At 59.2% G+C, this 17,812-nt stretch carries 16 protein-coding genes and 1 pseudogene; 8 read left to right on the top strand and 9 right to left on the bottom strand.

What is annotated here, in order from left to right:
* The 4 genes from ABUA09_RS10060 to ABUA09_RS10075 all read left to right on the top strand — a co-directional run bounded on the left by ABUA09_RS10060 (nucleotide 1) and on the right by ABUA09_RS10075 (nucleotide 5,279).
* Nucleotides 1–690, top strand: coding sequence for a response regulator transcription factor (locus ABUA09_RS10060; protein WP_033116589.1), 690 nt, complete (start codon nucleotides 1–3; stop codon nucleotides 688–690).
* Complete coding sequence (locus ABUA09_RS10065) at nucleotides 687–1,178, top strand: hypothetical protein (RefSeq protein ID WP_208319996.1); 492 nt, start codon at nucleotides 687–689, stop codon at nucleotides 1,176–1,178. Before ABUA09_RS10060 ends, ABUA09_RS10065 begins: the two co-directional genes overlap by 4 nt.
* Nucleotides 1,179–1,214: 36 nt before the next feature.
* A complete protein-coding gene (locus tag ABUA09_RS10070) occupies nucleotides 1,215–2,702 on the top strand; it encodes a sensor histidine kinase (RefSeq protein WP_279203494.1) in 1,488 nt (495 codons plus the stop codon).
* 246 nt (nucleotides 2,703–2,948) lie between these two features.
* Nucleotides 2,949–5,279 (top strand): vitamin B12-dependent ribonucleotide reductase, encoded by a 2,331-nt coding sequence (locus ABUA09_RS10075; RefSeq protein ID WP_208319995.1) that lies wholly within the window; start codon nucleotides 2,949–2,951, stop codon nucleotides 5,277–5,279.
* Between the two features lie 60 nt (nucleotides 5,280–5,339).
* Here the strand turns inward: ABUA09_RS10075 and ABUA09_RS10080 are convergent, their stop codons facing one another.
* From ABUA09_RS10080 to murI, 6 genes are all read right to left on the bottom strand, one after another.
* On the bottom strand, nucleotides 5,340–5,927 hold the full coding sequence (locus tag ABUA09_RS10080; protein WP_033116593.1) for a GNAT family N-acetyltransferase: 588 nt from the start codon (nucleotides 5,925–5,927) through the stop codon (nucleotides 5,340–5,342).
* 95 nt (nucleotides 5,928–6,022) lie between these two features.
* On the bottom strand, nucleotides 6,023–7,270 hold the full coding sequence (locus ABUA09_RS10085) for a homocysteine S-methyltransferase family protein (protein WP_195608209.1): 1,248 nt from the start codon (nucleotides 7,268–7,270) through the stop codon (nucleotides 6,023–6,025).
* Nucleotides 7,271–7,397: 127 nt separating this feature from the next.
* Nucleotides 7,398–8,873 (bottom strand): HAD family hydrolase, encoded by a 1,476-nt coding sequence (locus ABUA09_RS10090; RefSeq protein WP_279203488.1) that lies wholly within the window; start codon nucleotides 8,871–8,873, stop codon nucleotides 7,398–7,400.
* 283 nt (nucleotides 8,874–9,156) lie between these two features.
* A complete protein-coding gene (gene argS / locus ABUA09_RS10095; RefSeq protein WP_033116596.1) occupies nucleotides 9,157–10,905 on the bottom strand; it encodes an arginine--tRNA ligase in 1,749 nt (582 codons plus the stop codon).
* A gap of 76 nt (nucleotides 10,906–10,981) precedes the next feature.
* A complete protein-coding gene (locus tag ABUA09_RS10100; RefSeq protein WP_058118359.1) occupies nucleotides 10,982–11,425 on the bottom strand; it encodes a YwiB family protein in 444 nt (147 codons plus the stop codon).
* A 105-nt stretch (nucleotides 11,426–11,530) separates the two neighbouring features.
* Entirely contained in the window at nucleotides 11,531–12,346 is an 816-nt protein-coding gene (murI, locus tag ABUA09_RS10105) for a glutamate racemase (RefSeq protein WP_195974023.1), read from the bottom strand.
* 275 nt (nucleotides 12,347–12,621) lie between these two features.
* Between murI and ABUA09_RS10110 the strand changes: the two genes are divergently transcribed.
* The 4 genes from ABUA09_RS10110 to ABUA09_RS10125 all read left to right on the top strand — a co-directional run bounded on the left by ABUA09_RS10110 (nucleotide 12,622) and on the right by ABUA09_RS10125 (nucleotide 15,669).
* A complete protein-coding gene (locus ABUA09_RS10110) occupies nucleotides 12,622–13,038 on the top strand; it encodes a hypothetical protein (RefSeq protein ID WP_033116599.1) in 417 nt (138 codons plus the stop codon).
* Nucleotides 13,039–13,264: 226 nt separating this feature from the next.
* On the top strand, nucleotides 13,265–13,903 hold the full coding sequence (locus ABUA09_RS10115; protein ID WP_058118361.1) for a single-stranded DNA-binding protein: 639 nt from the start codon (nucleotides 13,265–13,267) through the stop codon (nucleotides 13,901–13,903).
* Nucleotides 13,904–14,166: 263 nt separating this feature from the next.
* On the top strand, nucleotides 14,167–14,403 hold the full coding sequence (locus ABUA09_RS10120) for a hypothetical protein (protein WP_279203480.1): 237 nt from the start codon (nucleotides 14,167–14,169) through the stop codon (nucleotides 14,401–14,403).
* Between the two features lie 216 nt (nucleotides 14,404–14,619).
* Nucleotides 14,620–15,669 carry a DMT family transporter gene (locus tag ABUA09_RS10125; protein ID WP_279203478.1) on the top strand — a complete coding sequence of 350 codons (1,050 nt, stop codon included), beginning with the start codon at nucleotides 14,620–14,622 and terminating at the stop codon, nucleotides 15,667–15,669.
* Between the two features lie 151 nt (nucleotides 15,670–15,820).
* On the opposite strand, the gene ABUA09_RS10130 is transcribed toward ABUA09_RS10125, so the two are convergent.
* The 3 genes and pseudogenes from ABUA09_RS10130 to ABUA09_RS10140 all read right to left on the bottom strand — a co-directional run.
* Nucleotides 15,821–16,342 (bottom strand): CarD family transcriptional regulator, encoded by a 522-nt coding sequence (locus ABUA09_RS10130; protein WP_058118406.1) that lies wholly within the window; start codon nucleotides 16,340–16,342, stop codon nucleotides 15,821–15,823.
* 156 nt (nucleotides 16,343–16,498) lie between these two features.
* A complete protein-coding gene (gene arcC / locus ABUA09_RS10135; protein ID WP_058118407.1) occupies nucleotides 16,499–17,440 on the bottom strand; it encodes a carbamate kinase in 942 nt (313 codons plus the stop codon).
* Nucleotides 17,441–17,587: 147 nt separating this feature from the next.
* Nucleotides 17,588–17,812, bottom strand: a pseudogene (locus ABUA09_RS10140) (knotted carbamoyltransferase YgeW); the annotation flags it as partial.

Below are 17,812 nucleotides of genomic sequence, written 5' to 3' on the forward strand. Positions count from 1 at the left end.
TTGGCGGAAAAAATCCTGCTCGTCGAGGACGAGGAAAAGCTGGCCCGGATGGTGGAGCTGGAGCTCCGATATGAGGGCTACGAGGTAGAAAAGGCCTTCGACGGCCGAACGGGCCTGGAGCGGGCCCTCTCAGGGGAGCACGATCTGATCTTGCTAGACATCATGCTCCCAGGCATGTCCGGCATGGAGGTGCTCCGCCGTCTGCGGCGGGAAAGTCAGGCGCCTGTTATCATGCTCACCGCCCGTGACACAGTGGTGGACAAGGTGTCCGGCCTGGACTCCGGGGCGGACGACTATATCACCAAGCCCTTCGCCATCGAAGAACTGCTGGCCCGCATCCGGGCGGCTCTGCGCAAGCGGCCCTCCGCCCCGGCGGAGGCCCCCAAGCTCACCTGCGGCGCCCTGGTCATGGACACCGAGCGCCACGAGGTAACGGTGAGGGGCGCTCCCGTAGAGCTCACCCGGCGGGAATTCGACCTACTGCACTATCTGTTGGAAAACAAGGAGAAGGTCATCTCCCGGGAATCCCTTCTGGACCATGTCTGGGGCTTCGACTTCGCCGGGGAAACCAACGCCGTGGACGTATACATCCGCTTTCTCCGTTCCAAGATCGACGAAAAGTTCGGTGTAAAGATCATCCACACGGTCCGGGGCGTGGGCTATGTGGTCCGGGAGGAGGATGCGTCATGAGCCCGTCCGCCATCGTATATGCCTCCGCCACCGGTTTTACCCGCCGATACGCCGATCTTCTCTCAGAGCGGACCGGCCTGCCCTGCTTTGCGCTGGGCGCCGTGCCCGGCCCGGACCGGGGCGCGGCGGTTCTCTATCTGGGCTGGCTGTGCGCAGGTGGGATCAAAGGCCTCCGAAAGGCCCGGGCCCGCTACAAGGTGCAGGCGGTGTGCGCCGTCGGCATGAGCCCTGCCGGGACGGCATACACCGATCAGGTCCGCGCCCAAAATCATCTGGAGAACCTCCCCTTTTTCTACCTCCGGGGCGGCTACGCCCCGGAGCGGCTCACGGGTCTCTATCGACCCATGATGTCTCTGATGTCCAGAATGGTCTCCAAAGCGTCCGCCGAGGACGAGGGCGCGCGCGCCATGCAGGAGGCCTTTGCCAAAGGCGGCGACTGGGTGAGCACGGAGCAGCTCTCCCCGGTGCTGGACGCGCTGACCGAGTAGCACACTCCACCCCGCTCCGCAAGGGAGGCGTCCGCCATGCCGTCAAAACAAAGCCAAAAGCCCCGGGGGCGGGTAAAATCCTCCATCGTCCTGCGGCTGAACCTGCGTCTTTTCCTGCGTCTGCTGGGCATCTATGTCTTTATGGACCTTCTCCTCCTGCTGCTGACCGGGGGAGGCGTCCTGCTCTGGGCCGACCGGCAGTGTGCCGATGTGTCCGCCCTGGTGGAGGAGCGCGGTGTGCCCTCTGCCGAGGCCACCGTCTGGATGGCCGCCGGGGACTATACCGTGTCCGCACTGACCGAGCCCCCAGACCGGGCCGGCTTTCTCCTCAACGGCGCGTATTTCAACCTGGGTTCTCTCCGCGACGACCCGCTCTCCGGGAGCCTGCGCACCCTGGATCTGGGCGCCGCCCCCTTCTTCTTCGGCCCCTGGACCTCTCATCCGGGCCGGGACGTGACCTACACCGTCGCCCTGCCCAACAACGGCGAACCCTACGCCATCACCCTGGATCTGGAGCACCAGATCACCTTGGCGGTCTTTGCCGGGCGGGTGCTGCTTATCTGCCAATTGGTGAGTCTGTTGTGCAATCTGTTTAAAAACGCGGGCACCATCAGGCGCACCCTCAAACCCATTCAGGAGCTGGCCGCTGCGGCCACCCGGCTGGGAAACGCCTCCTCCATGTCTCCGGAGGAGCTCTCCGCTCTGGCGGGAAGGCTGGATGAGATCAACGCCACCCACTTGGATAAGCGCATTCCGGTCAGCGGCACCCAGAAGGAGCTCAAGACCTTGGCCCAGGCCATCAATGCCATGCTGGATCGCATCAATGAGGCCTATCGCTCTCAGATGCGCTTCGTCTCCGACGCCTCTCACGAGCTCCGGACCCCCATCTCTGTCATCCAGGGTTACGCCAATCTCCTGGATCGATGGGGCAAGGATGACCCAGACACCATGCAGGAGGCCATCGACGCCATCCGTTCCGAGGCCGACGCCATGAAGGAGCTGGTGGAGCAGCTTCTCTTCCTGGCTCGGGGGGACAATGATTCCATGCACATCGACCAGACGGACTTTGACCTTACGGAGGTGGCCGCTCAGGTCCTCAAGGAGACCGAGATGATCGATCAGACCCATCTCTTCTCCGCGCAGTGGTCCACCGGTCCCGTACCCGTCCACGCCGACCTCGGGCTCATCAAGCAGTGTCTCCGGGTCCTGGTGGACAACAGCATCAAATATACTCCCGCCGGAGGCCGAATCACCCTCCGGGTGGAGGCGGGCGGGGGCCTGGCCCGCCTCTCTGTCCAGGATGAGGGCCAGGGCATCGACGCCGAAAGTCTCCCGCATATTTTTGACCGCTTTTTCCGCACGGATCAGTCCCGGGCCCGCCAGACCGGCGGCACCGGCCTGGGTCTGGCCATCGCCAAATGGATTGTGGAGCGCCACGGCGGCTGGTTTGAGGTCCTCTCCCGGGAGGGGATCGGCACCCGGATGACGATGGTCCTGCCCCTGGCCCGCCTGGGGGAGGACTGAACGGGCTCAGTCCCGCCGCCAACCTTACATTCTGCACGTGCTGCGGCCTTCCTCTGCTTTTTCAGGAGGAGGGCCGCAAATTTTTTCTTTGTCCCCCTCTTCTCCCTTCCCCCAAGGACTTCAGGGCGCATTCCTTTTCAGACCCTTCTTTTTTCTACACAACGATATATTGACAACAGTGTTTTCCATGATACAATATCTGGTGCACATCCGCAGGATTCATCCCACAAAAGAGGAGCGAGATATATGCCCATTTCCGAAAATGCCCGCGCCGTCCTGGAGCGGCGCTATCTGATCCGTGACGAGCACGGAGAGCCTGTTGAGACGGTGGACGAGCTTTTTCACCGGGTGGCGGACGCGGTCGCCGCAGCCGATGCGCGCTTCGACCCCAAGGCCGATGTGGCGTCCACGGCCAAACTCTTTTATGAGCTGATGACCAGCCTGGACTTTCTCCCCAACTCCCCTACCCTCATGAACGCCGGCCGTCCGCTGGGACAACTCTCGGCCTGCTTCGTGCTTCCGGTGGAGGACTCCATGGAGCACATCTTCGACGCCATCAAGAACGCCGCCTTGATCCACAAGTCCGGCGGCGGCACCGGTTTTTCCTTCTCCCGGCTGCGGGCCAAGGGCTCCACGGTAAACTCCACCGGGGGTGTAGCCAGCGGCCCCATCTCCTTTATGAAGGTCTTCAACGCCGCCACCGAGGCGGTAAAGCAGGGCGGTACCCGTCGGGGGGCCAATATGGGTATTCTCCGGGTGGACCACCCCGATATCATGGACTTTATTACCTGCAAGAACGACACCAAGGAGATTACCAACTTCAATATCTCCGTTGGCCTTACCGAGGCCTTCATGGCCGCTGTAGAGTCCGGCGGGAGCTATGATCTTGTGGACCCCGCATCCAAGAAGGTCACCGGACAGCTCAGCGCCCGGGCGGTGTTCGAGGCCATCGTCAACTCCGCCTGGCAGACGGGTGAGCCCGGCATCATCTTCCTGGATCGCTTGAATCGAGACAACCCCTGCCCCGGACAGGGGGAAATTGAGTCCACCAACCCCTGCGGAGAGCAGCCTCTGCTGCCCTATGAGGCGTGCAACTTGGGCTCCATCAATCTGGTCAACCACCTCAGGCAGACCGCAGAGGGCTATACACTGGACCGCGGCAAGCTGGAAAAGACCATTCGGGCTGCCGTCCATTTCCTGGATAACGTGATTGAGGTCAATCAGTATCCCCTGCCGGAGATTGACAGGGTGACCAAACTGACCCGGAAGATCGGCCTGGGGGTCATGGGATTTGCGGATATGCTCCTCTACATGGGCATCCCCTACAACTCCGACGCGGGAGTCTCCATGGCCAAAACCGTCATGGAGTTGGTGCAGACCATCGGCCATCAGGAGAGCCAGCGGCTGGCTGAGACCCGGGGCGCCTTCCCCCTATTCGCCGAAAGTATCTATCGGGACGGCAAGCCTCTCCGCAACGCCACCGTTACCACCATCGCTCCCACCGGCACCCTGTCTATCATTGCCGGCGTCTCCTCCGGCGTGGAGCCCGTCTTTGCCTATGCCTACATCCGCAACGTGATGGACAACACCCACCTGATCGAGACCAACCAGATCCTGAAGGACAAGCTGGCGGAGCGCGGACTTTTCTCCGATGCCCTCATGCGGGAGATCGTGGAGAAGGGCACCCTGGCCCATGTTCCCGGTGTTCCGGAGGATATCCGCCGGGTCTTTGTCTGCGCCCACGACGTCTCCCCCATCTGGCATGTGAAAATGCAGGCCGCGTTCCAGGAGTACACCGACAACGCGGTCTCCAAGACGGTGAACTTCCCCAATTCCGCCACCCGGGAAGAGGTCGCCGAGGTCTACCGCCTGGCCTATGAGCTGGGGTGCAAGGGCACCACCATCTACCGGGACGGCTCCCGGGACGAGCAGGTGCTGAATATTGGCAAGGTAAACGACGGCAAGCCTGCCGAGTCCGGATCGGCGCCCCTTCCCGACCACGTGGAAAAGCTGCTGGAGTCCAATTGCGACTCCACCGCATGTCTCCTTCGCAACGGCTCCATCATGCCCCGGCCCCGGCCCGACGTGACCATGGGCTACACGGAAAAAGTGAAGATCGGCTGCGGTAACCTGTATATTACCGTCAATTACGACGAGCAGGGTATCTGCGAGGTCTTTACCAACACCGGGCGGGCGGGCGGCTGCCCCTCGCAGTCCGAGGCTACGGCCCGGCTCATGTCGGTGGCCCTGCGGGCGGGTGTGGACAGCGACGAGCTGATCCGTCAGCTCAAGGGCATCCGCTGTCCCTCCACCATCCGCCAGCAGGGTATGGCCGTCACCTCCTGTCCCGACGCCATTGCCAAGGCCATTGAAAAGGTCATGAAGGCCTCCAAAAACCAGGAGATACCCCCCTGTCCGCCCCCGATGGAGCCCATCCGGCCCCAGGGGGCCCCAAGCCCCTCCATGACCCCCGCCGAGGCCAAGCAGGCCAAGTTCTGCCCCGAGTGCGGCAGCCGGCTGGAGCATGAGGGCGGCTGCGTCACATGCCGGAACTGCGGCTATTCCAAGTGTGGTTGACCGCTCCCAACCAAAAACGCTGTGCTTCTTAAAAAAGAGGCACAGCGTTTTTCATTGATTTTATGCATCCGGGCAAATTGGGATTGATCCAGTTGCCTTGTCGTAATCCTCTGCCAGCAGACTATACATAGCCGCATCTACAATTCCTCTGTTGCTCCAATCGGCCTTCCGTAAAACTCCCTCAAATGACAATCCGCATTTTTCCATCACCTTACCCGAATTCGGGTTCTCAGGGTCATGCTGGGACTCGATTCTTTTGGCCTTCACCTTATGGAAGAAAAATGGAATAATTTCAGAAAATGCCTCGCTCGTATATCCCTTATTCCACCACTTACTCCCAATGCAATATCCAATATGGACCTTGCTTGTTTTTTCATCCATGTCCACAACGGATATGGTTCCAATTGGCTCATCGATTTCTTTCAAAACGATGCCCCACTGATAAAACGTCTTATCCTTGTAATTTTCAATCCAGCTTTTTAAAACCGTTTCCGTAACTGTAATATCCCGATGCGTCGGCCATCTCAAGAATTCTGTTACTCTGCTGTCACTCGTCCAATTATCAAAAGCGTGTTGAATATCATTCGCTGTAAACCGTCTCAGCAGAAGTCGTTTTGTATCGATTGGAACGGTACCTCTGTGTTCCATCGTTTTCCCCCTTACATTAACAGGCGAAAACGCCATGATGGCAAGTTTTTTCTCTCGTTGAGGCTTTTTGACACCACAAAATCAGAGGCTGCTTTTTAGAGTACGATGAGCCCATAGAGTCTGGAAAGTCGTTCCAGCACCTCCGGCTCCAGTTCGGCGGTGCCGTCGTAAAAGGCCCGGCCCTGATAGACCCGCAGAGCCCCCTCCATCAGCTCCGGCACATCGGACCAGAGACAAAGGGCGTCCTTGATGGCGTACTGCTCCTCGGCGAAGATCTCCAGATCATCTTCTTCCAGGATGGCGATACGGAGCGCCCCCACCGGTCTCTCCTCCTCCGCCTCCAGGATATCCTCCACCAGATCGGGGGTACACTCGATGGTCTCTCCCACATCCACGTCCGGAGTGATGAACCGGGCCTCCTTCTCGCTGGCACAGGGGATCACGTCCGGGTCCTTCGCCACCGGTGGAAACGCGGAAAAATCGATCTGCTCCAACGCTTCCCGCATCGCCCGGATATGGCCCGGGTTGGTGCCGCAACAGCCGCCGAAGATGCGCACACCCGCCGCCGCCCAGCTCGGGACCCTTTTGGCGAATTCCCCGGCATTGTCCTGATAGGCCGGCGTTCCATCCGACAAGGTCTCCGGCAGGCCGGCGCTGGGCTCGGCAATGAGGGGCATATCCGTATAGAGGTGGAGACGGGTGAGCTGCTCTTCAGCCACAGCAGGGTCCACACAGTTGAGGCCAAAAGCGGCCACCCCCATGCCCTGCATCACAATGGCACAGGCCAGCACGTCCGTACCCGTGGGAGTGCGCCCCTCGTCGTCGCAATAGCAGGTTACCAGAACAGGCTTGTCCCCTCCGGCTTTTCGAATCCCCAGTACGGCGGCCCGGGCCTCCGCCATGGCCATGACGCTCTCCACCAAAAAGAGATCCACCCCGGAGGAGAGCAGGACGCCCGCCTGCTCGGCATACAGGTCCACCAGCGCCTCAAAAGGGGTCTCTCCATAGGGGGGGATGGCCTGTCCGGTGGGTCCCAGATCCCCGGCCACCAAGGCCCGGCCCGCCGCGGCTTGGCGGGTGAGCGCGGTGAGGCGCCGATTGTACTCCTCCAGATGCCCCTCCAGTCCAAATCTCTCCAGCGCGCCCCGGTTGGCCCCCAGCGTCGGGGTCACCAGCACGCCGGCCCCTGCCTCCACATAGCTCCGCTGGAGCTCCAGCAGGGCCTCCGGGTGTTCCAGGGCCCACTGCTCGGTGCAAGCCCCCTGGGGCATGCCCCTCTTCTGCAGTTCGGTGCCGGTGGCCCCATCCATCAGAATGGGCAGGGATAAGGGTATGGGCTCCATGATATAGGATTCCTCCTCATGTTCTTCCAGTTTGTTCTGCTCAGTATATCACAGGCCGGATGAAAAAAGCAAGGGCCGCCTGTCGGCGGCCCTTGCTTTTTATCATCGCCCGCAGGCGGGCGAATTGTCAGGAGGCGGGGCGGACCAGGACTTCCTCGGTCTGGCCCAGCAGAATGGAGTACTCGCTGGGACGGAGCTGGCCCTTGTTCTCGTCCCGGCCCTGGAGCACAAAACGGGCGTCGGCGTCGCCGATGGTCTGGGCAGCCTCGTTGGAACCCTCCCAAATGGGATCGCTGGAGGGCTTGCGGTAGCGGTTGAAGATGACGCCCAGCACCGTATCGCCGGACTCCATCCAGTCGGTCATCATGTTCCAGTCGCCCGCACTGTCGCCGAAGACGATCAGGGGGCCCGCGCCGTCATACTTGGGGGCGATGAAATTGGTGATGATGGTGCTCTTGCCCTCACCCTGGGTCTGGGCATACATGCCCTCGCCGCCCCAGTCGTAGTCATACTCATTGATATAGCGGCCGTTCTCATCCAGCTTGTTGCGCATGGCAAAGACCTGATCCTCAGGTACGCCATACCCCATGCACTCGTTGGCGGCCAGGATGGTGTCGATGGGGGAGGCGGAGACGATATACACGTCGATATCGTTGGCCATCAGTGTATGATAGAGATCCACCAGCTCATCCGTGAAGGTGACGCCAGTGGTGTAGGAGGCGCTGACGATCCCGGTCTCGCCGGGGAGCTCGATGGGAGAGGTCCAGGTCTCGGAGGCATAGCGGCCGTAGCCGGCCCAATATTCATGGGAGGCGGTCGCCAGCTCCTGTACCTCTTCAGGGGTCATGCCGGTGAAGAGATAGGTGACCCAGGGATAGGAGACGGCGTGATCAAAGTAGTCGCCCAAGTTGTTGTACATAAAGCGCAGCTTGGCGGCGAAATCCTGGTACTCGTTGGAGGCGTGGATGTAGGCCAGATCCTTGTCTCCCTTCATCCCGGAGTAGTTGTTGTAGATCCAGGTGTAATCGGACACCAGATCGGCCACCAGCGTGGCGGGGGTGATGGTCTTGCCGTCGATGCTCTTGCCCATCTCCTTATCAAGATCGGGGATGCCGGTCTCCAGCACGGCCTCCATGTCCTCGGGGGCGATCTTGAAGATCAGGTTCTCGGTCTGGTAGACCAGCAGGGCCTCCTGCACATCGAAGATAACGGAGGTATTGTCGAAATCGAAGACCACATAGCGGCCCTTGCCCGCGTTCTCATCTATGACGGCCTGAATGCGCGCCCGGGTGGCGGGGGCCCAGTTGCCGGTGATCAACTGCGTAGCGTCGGGCTTGTAGTGGGTGGTGGTGTCGATGGCGGCGGTGTCGGTGGCCGCATCCCACGTGAGGCCGAAATCCAGATTGGCGGCAAAGTCGCGGAGCTTGAAGTAGTTGTTCCCGTTGTCGATATTATAAGCCTCCACAGACGCATTCTTACCGTCCACAGTCACCTTTGTGGTGGCGGGCGCCACGGAGACGGCGGCGAACGCAGTGGAGAGACCCAGTCCCAGGGCAAAGACCAAGCCCAGGGCCAGCAGCTTTGAACTTTTACGATTCTTCATGTATCGTTCCTCCTGACAACTCTTGAAAATAATGCTGTTTTTACGCAGGGATGTCGTTTTTCCCGGCATTCCTCCCCTCTGGTAAAGGCATTTTGATGATAACACGAGCACGTTTTTAATTGCAATGCCTCCAACTATTTTCTGCTATTTCAATAATTTTCTTCTATACTTTTTGTGCATTTTACGCATTTTTACCCGGATTTTTCCCGCGCTTTTTGAGGAGCATGCTCAAAAAAGCTGCGCCTTACCGTGGGTAAGGCGCAGCTTTTTACTCTGAGCATCGTCACATTTTTTCCGGGGCGCTCACCCCCAGCAGTCCCAGTCCGCCGGCGATGACGGCCCGGGTGGTATCCGCCAGCTTGAGGCGGGCATCCCGCAGGGCGGGGGCCTCTTCCCGAATACGGCAGGCATTATAGAACCGGTGGAAATCGCCTGACAGCTCCACCAGATAGCGGTTGATGCGGGAGGGATCATAGTCCCGCGCCGCCAACCGGATCTCTTCCGGCAGCATGGAGAGCGCCTTCAGCAGCGCCTTTTCCTCCGGCTGGACGAGCAGCGCGGCGTCCACGTCCCCCGCCGCCGGGACCGCCGCCCCCTCTTCCGCGAGCTTGGCGATGAGGGAACAGATGCGGGCGTGGGCATACTGCACATAGTACACCGGATTATCCGAATCCTCCCGGACAGCCAGATCCAGGTCGAAGTCCAGCGGGGAATTGCTGCTGCGGGAGTTAAAGAAATAGCGGGCCGCATCCACGGAGATCTCATCCAGAAGGTCATGGAGGGCAATGGCCTTGCCGGAGCGCTTGGACATTCGGACAGGCTTGCCGTCCTGGAGGAGGTTCACAAGCTGCATGAGCACCACCACCAGGCGGTGAGAGCCGTCCAGGCCCAGGCCGTCCAGCGCCGCCTGGAGCCGCGCCACATGGCCGTGGTGGTCGGCCCCCCAGATGTTCACGGCCTTGGAGAAGCCCCGCTTTTCCAGCTTGTTGCGGTGGTAGGCGATGTCGGCGGCAAAATAGGTATAAAAGCCGTTGGCCCGGCGGAGCACGTCATCCTTCAGGTCCAGCTTGTCCGCCTGCTCGCGGGTCTTTCCCTCCCGCATATACTTTTCCTTGAGGAGCTCGGTGGTGTTGAGCCACAGGGCCCCTTCCTTTTCGTAGGTCCAGCCCCGCTGGGTGAGCATCTCCACCGTCTCACGGACATAGCCGCTCTCATGGAGGCTGGACTCGAAGAACCACTCGTCATACTCGATCTGATAACGCCGGAGGTCCTCCTTCATCTTGGGCACGTTGACGCTCAGCCCGAACTGGGCCATCGCCTCCTGACGCTCCTCCTCGCTCTTCTCCAGCCAGCCGTCCCCGTGCTCGGCGCGGAAAGCCTGCGCCAGCTCCCGGATGTCGTCGCCATGGTAGCCGTCTTCCGGGAAGGCGAAGTTCTCCTCGCCCAGGATGAGCTGATGATAGCGTGCGTCGATCGACACGGCGAACTTGTGGATCTGATTGCCGGCGTCATTGACATAGAATTCCTTCCAAGTGTCGTATCCAGCCATGGACAGGACGTTGGCCAGCGTGTCACCCAGCACGCCGCCCCGGGCGTTGCCCATATGCATGGGGCCGGTGGGATTGGCAGAGACGAACTCCACCATCACCTTTTCCCCATGGCCTTCGTCGCTCTCGCCATAGCGGGCGCCCTCCCGCTCCACGTCGGCGATGACCTGGCCGTACCACCTGGAACCCAGGGTAAAGTTGAGAAAGCCAGGTCCGGCAATCTCCACCTTGTCAAAAAAGGAGCCCTCCAGATCCAGGTGGTCGCAGAGGGTCTGGGCAATGGCGCGAGGCGCCATGTGCATGGCCTTGGCCCCCGCCATTGCGAAGGAGGAGGCGTAATCCCCGTGGGAGACGTCCTTGGGGATCTCTACAGAGCCCCCGACCTCCAGGCCGCCGGGGAGCTGTCCGGCCGCCGCGGCCCTCTCATAAGCCTTTTGCGTAAGCTCCGCCACCTGACTCTTGGCGGACTGGATCAGATTCGACATGTCCTTCCCCTTTCCATCACTTATACTATCTGTGCTCTCCACTTGTGCGGTACCGGCTTGGGGCCGGTCCGCGCCCTCACTGCTTCAGGATGGCTTCCTTTTCCCTTACATCGATGTGGAAGGCGTTCTCCCCCGCCACCGCATGGTCGATCTCAATGGCGTAATCGATTTCGATCTGGCCGCCGTGGTCATCCAGGGCGGCTCGCATCTTCCGGGTGTTGATGCCGATCGAAAGCGCCCCATAGGGCGTATCATACATGGAAAAGTGCCTCCGCCCCGGCTGAAAGACCATCTGGGAATTGAATTCTCCCATCCGCAGCAGCGTGATGCAGTCCGGCTCCACCTGGAAGGTGGTGAGGGTCCCCTCCAGCCCGGTGAGCTCGCTCTCCTGATATGTGAGGGTATAGCCCTCCTCCCCGCAGTCTATCAGCCGTCCCTCCGTAATGAGCTCCACGGTCTCCGGCGGGTTGTCGTCCAGGGTCTGCGTCCCCCTGATAGAGATGATAACGCTTTTATCCATCGGGAAATTACCTCGGTTGCACATAGAATCCGGGTTATTATATACTAGAAGGAGGGGAATGTAAAGCCCAAAAACGTGCGCCTTGGCCGGACGCCGAGGAGCGCCTCAGTACCGCCAGATATCCACCTGGGTGACCTCCGCCGCCACATCCTGCCGCAGGAAGATCGAGGCCAGACGGGAAAAATCCTCCACGCTGTCGCTGACATAGTAACGGCTTTCCCCGCGCCTGCCCGGTTCCGCCAGGGCGGCCATCCCGCCCAGCCGCTCCGCCACACGGCAGGCGCACTTCTCCCCTACGTTCACCAGCGTCACGCCGGGCCCCATACAGTTCCCGATGACCTCGGTCAGCAGCGGATAGTGGGTGCAGCCCAGCACCAGGGTATCCACGCCGGCATCCTGAAACGGCTCCAGGTACTCCGTCGCCACCGTCTCCGCCACGACATCGCCTGGGCGGAAGCGCCCGTTCTCCACCAGCGGCACAAAGAGCGGACATGCCCGGGAGAGCACGCGCACACCGGGGGCCTCCGCCGCGATCCGCCGCTCGTACGCCCCGCTGCGAATGGTGGCCTGGGTACCAATGAGTCCCACCAGGCCGTTTTTCGTGCTCCGGGCCGCCGCCTCCGCCGCGGGTTCCACCACGCCCCAGATGGGAATGTCGTTTTCCTCCGTCAGTACGTCCAGGGCCGTAGTGGACACAGTGCCGCAGGCGATGACGATGGCCTTCAGGTCAAAGGTACGGAGAAAAGCCACGTCCTGCCTAGCATAGCGCACAAGGGTATCCCGCGAACGACCGCCGTAGGGCACCCGCGCAGTATCTCCGAAATAGATGATGTCCTCCCCGGGCAACAGCCGCTGCAGCTCGCGCACCGCCGTCAGGCCGCCCAGGCCGGAGTCAAACACGCCGATTGGCCGATTATCCACGCAACAGACCTCCTGCTTTTCCTTCTCAGACACCCGCCGGAGGCATGCCGGCGGCCGTCTTAGTAATGATATGCGAAACGGGCTGGAAAAACAAGTGGCTTTTTCCGATCCGGTGACGTTTGACAAGCCCCGGAAATATACTATAATAATGTCTGCCGAACCAGCCGCTCCCTCGATTTTCCGGGCAAAAGGCCTGCGGCCGACTTGCGGTTTGGGCGCGCACGCATTATAATAAGGATGGCAGGGCAGTCTGCCTGGTAAGGAGGGTTCTCAACATGAAGCTGGAACTGACGAAAAAGCAGTACAGACGTCTGCTGGACATGGTCTATATCGGAAACTGGGTGCTCAATTCCACCCGTGGGGAGGACCGTATCCCCGATTACGACGAGGTGGAGAGCCTTCTCTTTTCCAAGGCCAGGGACGAGGGTATGGGCATCCTGGCCGAGGTCTACGACGGGGAGGTCGTTCCGTCCCGGGCCTTTGCCGAGGGCGGTATCCACGAGGCCATCATGGACTACGAGGACAGCGTGTTTTTCGACATCCTGGCCGAGGATCTGGCACGGCGCGATATGGACGACGTCCCCATCGATGACAGTAACTGTGAGGAGCTCAACTCCCGCATCGATGCCTATATCGCCGAATTTGAGGAGCACGGCACGGATAATCTCACGGTGGACAGCGATATTTTGTAAGATGGTGCGGCGGTGTCCTTCCGCTCTTCCCGTTTGTCTTTCTCCCCGCTGCGGACATATGGCCGCGGCATAGGATGGTTTTACCGCGATGTGGCAAGGCGCCCGGTCCTAAGACCGGGCGCCTTTTCCCGCTCTCCCGCCCATTCCGGCCGCCCCGGAGACATACCGGGGGACAAGTTTGCATATACATGCCACTGAGAATCAATGCAAACGGAGTGTGGACGATATGCAAACAGGCTGGAATGAGAACCGGGCGCTACTCTGCGGCACAGTGGCGGGAGAGCCGGTCCTCTCCCATGAGAATCACGGCGTGAGCTACGACGTTTTTCCCCTCTCGGTCCCCCGCCTCTCCGGGGCCGAGGACCGCCTCAACGTAGTGGCGGCCCGTCCGCTGCTGACGGACTGTCCCCTGGCCCCAGGCGACCGCGTGGAGGTCCAGGGCGAGGTCCGCTCCTTCAACAACCGCACCGGACCCGGCAGCCGCCTGGTCATCACCCTCTTCGCGCGGAGCCTCTCCCCCACCCGCGCGGAGCCCGCGAACTGCCTGGAGCTCTCCGGCGTGCTGTGCAAGCCTCCGATCCTGCGGCGCACCCCGCTGGGCCGGGAGATCTGCGACCTGATGCTGGCGGTCAACCGAAAATATGGCCGGGCCGATTACCTGCCCTGTATCGCCTGGGGCACGCTGGCCCAGCGCTGCGGCGGCCTGCACGTGGGGGACGGGGTCAAGCTGGAGGGGCGGCTTCAGAGTCGGAGCTACCAGAAGGTGGTGGACGGCGTGACACAGGACCGCACGGCTTTTGAGGTGTCTGTCATGCACCTGGAACCAGTCTCACCCGGGGAGGCGACGCGCCAGCGGGATACATAGCAATAGGTCCGTTTTAATGTGGAGGCCGGAATCCAAGGATTCCGGCCTCCACGCTGTCTTCCCCCGACCTTGGCCGTGTGCATAAGGGGAGGGGCTGCACCGGAAGGCCGAATCGCCGAGAGGCACCTGTGCAGTTTTACCAATTTTATCACATCTGTGCGTAGACACTTTTTACAAACTTTTTAACGCTAAAATATTTTACATTTGCCTCTATTTTTTAAGAAATGTTACAATATCTGCATCAAATACAAGGAGGTATCCCTGTGAAACGCGTCAAAGCTGCCTGTATTGAACAGACCCTTCATTTCCAGCTCAAAGAGGAGCTTGGCCATGCCGCCGTCCAGGCGGTCAAGGAGGAGTACACACGGTATCAGAATCAGCTTACCCGCAGCCGCACCAGGTATAAAATCGTGGAGGAGACCACACTGCCCGACGACTCCATCCTGGTAAAGATCAAAAAGCAGTATAATAACCACGACTGCGGCGACTATCTGGACTAGCTCCCTTGTCCGAGCCGGTTTCTGCGCCCGGCCGGCACTTCTCTCCTTCTTCCCAGAGGACCCGCTGTTCTCTTTTAACGGGAGCTGTCCATCAAAAAAGGGCCGCTTGGGGAGCATACCGTAAGGAAGTCAGCACCCTCCGAAAAGAAATTGCTTTTCGGAGGGTGCTGTTTTATAATGAATCGACCGATAAACACATATTTAGGGAGTAAGTATATGGTGGAACCAAAAATGAAAGCGACTTTATTTGCTTTGTTGGCAGCATCATTTTACGCCTTAAATGTACCATTTTCAAAGCAATTATTACAGAAAATCCCTCCTACGATTATGGCTTCATTTCTGTATTTTGGAGCGGGCGTCGGCGTAGGGCTTATGTATTTGTTCCATTGGGGAAAGGAAAAGAAACAAGATCGTCTTGCAAGAGAAGATTTGCCATATACGATAGGAATGGTGATACTGGATATTCTGGCACCAATTCTTCTAATGCTTGGTATCAGTATAGGTTCATCGGCAAATGCGTCCCTGCTTGGCAATTTTGAAATTGTGGCGACTGCGTTGATTGCTTTGCTCGCATTTAAAGAAAAAATATCCAACAAATTGTGGACAGCCATCGCATTGATTACCATTTCCAGCGCCATTTTGTCTTTTGAGGGTAGCGGAAGTTTTCAGTTTTCTGTTGGTTCCGTCTTTGTTTTACTTGCTGCCGTATGCTGGGGGCTGGAGAATAACTGTACCAGGAGGATTTCCGAAAAGAGTACCTATCAAATTGTCACAATAAAGGGACTGTGCTGTGGCATGGGTTCCTTTGTGATAGCAGAGATAGTTGGAGAATCATTACCGAAAATAGAGTATGTGATATTGGCGATGGCGCTTGGATTTGTAGCGTATGGCCTTAGCATTTTTATGTATATTAGAGCCCAGCGTGACTTGGGTGCGGCAAAGACGAGTGCGTATTATTCTGTTGCACCATTTATAGGAGCATCTCTGGCATTCATTGTGAATGGAGAGCAACTTACAATTGTGTACCTCTTTGGCCTGCTTTTTATGATAGCAGGTACTGTATTTGTAGTTGCGGACACACTGATTTGTAATCATAAACACGTTCATACACATCTTGTCACTCATACGCATAATGGAACGACACATACGTATACAGTCACACACGAGCATAGCCACAATCATATCTGTCAGACACACGAGCATAGCCATCGCCATAACAAGAAAATTCTTCTTCAGGAAATTCATTCAGCACATACCATGCGATAAATAACTTCCAGTTCATGACTCTTACCCACGGACACTTTCCTCGAAAGTGTCATAGTGGGTTACACAGTATAAAAAGGGCAAGGCAAACCGCAACGGTCTGTCCTGCCCTTAACTTCTTTATGAAGCCTTGCCCTTAGGGCGGCCCTTTTTGCTACGCTTTTTTCTTCTCCCGGGACTCCAGCCTCCTAGCGATATAGTCTTCCACCTCCTCAAAGGGGATGCCCAGAGCCGCGGAGAATTCGCTGTAGACCAGCTCTTCCGCTTTCTTTTTATAGGTCTGATCGATCATACCCAGACGCTTTCCCCGTCGGAGCGACTCCTGAGATTTGACATAGATGTCCTTCATCAACTGCAGCAGGTCTTCTGACCTGTGGCTCTGGAAGGCTTCATGGTAATGGTCGGACAGGGAGCGCACGCCCCGCTCGTTCCAGCCGGACGCCACTATGGAGGGGAGTGTATCGATGAGTGCATTGGCCGCCTCCGCCGACAGGATGGGCCGCATAAAGACCTGGCTGTTCACAGGGGCGAAAATGGTTCCACCTCCATGCAGCAGCGAGAGTTTGTAGTAGCTCCGCTCCCGGTCCGCCCCCCGCGCCCCCTCCAGCGGCCCCACTGCCTCCACGCGGCACGCGCCGGAGTTGTTGTAAAAAATCAGCTCGCCCTTTTGAAACATACCTGCCTCCTATGTCTGCTCTATGGCTTCCTTGTCTGTCTCTATTCTGCACATTCTTTCTATATTTTAGCATATTTTTTAGGAAAAAGGTAAGTCAAATTTTTTATTTTCCCCTTCCGGTCCTTGTCTGTTTGGCATAAGAGGTCCAGGTCCCGTTTACTGCCGGATCAGGGTACCAGTCCTCCCCTCGATCCCCTCCCCGGCCTTTTCCAGAAGTGTGATAAGCGCAGTGCGTCCCGGGGCGGACTCGGCGAATTCCACGGCCGCCTGGACCTTGGGCAGCATGGAGCCGGGGGCGAACTCGCCGTCGTCCATATAGGCCCTGGCCCGGGCCGGGGTCAGGTAGGAGAGCCATTCCACGTTCGGCTTTCCGAAGTGAATGGCCACCTTTTCCACTGCGGTGAGGATGATAAGGCAATCGGCATCCAGCTGCCGGGCCAGGGTACAGGCTGCGAAGTCCTTGTCGATGACGGCGGCCGCGCCCTTGAGATGATGTCCGTCGGTCTTAAAAACCGGGATACCCCCGCCGCCGCAGGCTACCACCACCAGTCCGGCGGCCACCATATCACGGATAGACTTGATCTCCACAATAGAGACCGGCTTGGGGGAGGCCACCACCCGGCGCCAGCCCCGCCCGGCATCCTCCACGACATCGTAACCCCGCTCCGCTACCAGCTTGTCGGCCTCCTCCCTGGTCATAAAGGCCCCAATGGGCTTGGTGGGATGCTGGAAAGCCGGGTCTGCGGGGTCTACCTCCACCTGGGTGAGCACCGTGGCCACGCCTTTATCAATGCCCCGGTCCATCAGTTCTTCCCGCAGAGCGTTCTGGAGATCATAGCCGATGTAGCCTTGGCTCATGGCCACGCAGACGGACAGAGGACAGGGGATATATCTCTCCGGATCGGATCGGGTGAGTTCAGCCATGGCCTTCTGGATCATGCCCACCTGGGGGCCGTTGCCGTGGGCGACGACCACCTCGTGGCCCGCCTGGATCAGATCGGCGATGGCGCGGGCGGTCCCACGGACCGCGGCCATCTGCTCGGGCAAATTCTCCCCCAGCGCATTGCCGCCCAAGGCGATGACGATACGTTTCCCCATGATGACACCTCGTTCAAATCATTTTTAAATAGCGGACCCGTCCGCAATTACCGTTTGATCAGCAGTTACGGGCGGGTCTGCAGGAAGGAGGGAAAGAAGCAGGAATTTATGGAGAAAGTGCGGAAGTCGGGAAGGGCCCTCCCGCGCTTACTTCTGGAACCAGCGGGCCGTGCCGCGGTCCTCCAGGGCCTTCAGGGTGGCCTGGGGATCCCTGACCTTGGCCAGGAAGATCATGGCGGCGATAATATAGGGCTTGAAGCTGGCCTCCCTGTAGAGGGGGGTGCGGTAGCGGTCGAAGACACCGGCCTCCACCTCGCCGTCCACACAGGAGACGCCGTTGATGTCGGCGGGCAGGCAGTGGAGATACAGCGC

Origin of the sequence: Intestinimonas sp. RTP31139st1_F5_RTP31139_211217, from assembly GCF_040226735.1 — a bacterium.
Classification (GTDB): domain Bacteria; phylum Bacillota; class Clostridia; order Oscillospirales; family Oscillospiraceae; genus Intestinimonas; species Intestinimonas butyriciproducens.

Coding starts and splice junctions, on each gene's coding strand:
- ABUA09_RS10065 (WP_208319996.1), top strand. CDS start 687: ATGAGCCCGTCCGCCATCGTATATGCCTCCGCCACCGGTTTTACCCGC.
- ABUA09_RS10070 (WP_279203494.1), top strand. CDS start 1,215: ATGCCGTCAAAACAAAGCCAAAAGCCCCGGGGGCGGGTAAAATCCTCC.
- ABUA09_RS10075 (WP_208319995.1), top strand. CDS start 2,949: ATGCCCATTTCCGAAAATGCCCGCGCCGTCCTGGAGCGGCGCTATCTG.
- ABUA09_RS10080 (WP_033116593.1), bottom strand. CDS start 5,927: ATGGAACACAGAGGTACCGTTCCAATCGATACAAAACGACTTCTGCTG.
- ABUA09_RS10085 (WP_195608209.1), bottom strand. CDS start 7,270: ATGGAGCCCATACCCTTATCCCTGCCCATTCTGATGGATGGGGCCACC.
- ABUA09_RS10090 (WP_279203488.1), bottom strand. CDS start 8,873: ATGAAGAATCGTAAAAGTTCAAAGCTGCTGGCCCTGGGCTTGGTCTTT.
- argS (WP_033116596.1), bottom strand. CDS start 10,905: ATGTCGAATCTGATCCAGTCCGCCAAGAGTCAGGTGGCGGAGCTTACG.
- ABUA09_RS10100 (WP_058118359.1), bottom strand. CDS start 11,425: ATGGATAAAAGCGTTATCATCTCTATCAGGGGGACGCAGACCCTGGAC.
- ABUA09_RS10110 (WP_033116599.1), top strand. CDS start 12,622: ATGAAGCTGGAACTGACGAAAAAGCAGTACAGACGTCTGCTGGACATG.
- ABUA09_RS10115 (WP_058118361.1), top strand. CDS start 13,265: ATGCAAACAGGCTGGAATGAGAACCGGGCGCTACTCTGCGGCACAGTG.
- ABUA09_RS10125 (WP_279203478.1), top strand. CDS start 14,620: ATGGTGGAACCAAAAATGAAAGCGACTTTATTTGCTTTGTTGGCAGCA.
- ABUA09_RS10130 (WP_058118406.1), bottom strand. CDS start 16,342: ATGTTTCAAAAGGGCGAGCTGATTTTTTACAACAACTCCGGCGCGTGC.
- arcC (WP_058118407.1), bottom strand. CDS start 17,440: ATGGGGAAACGTATCGTCATCGCCTTGGGCGGCAATGCGCTGGGGGAG.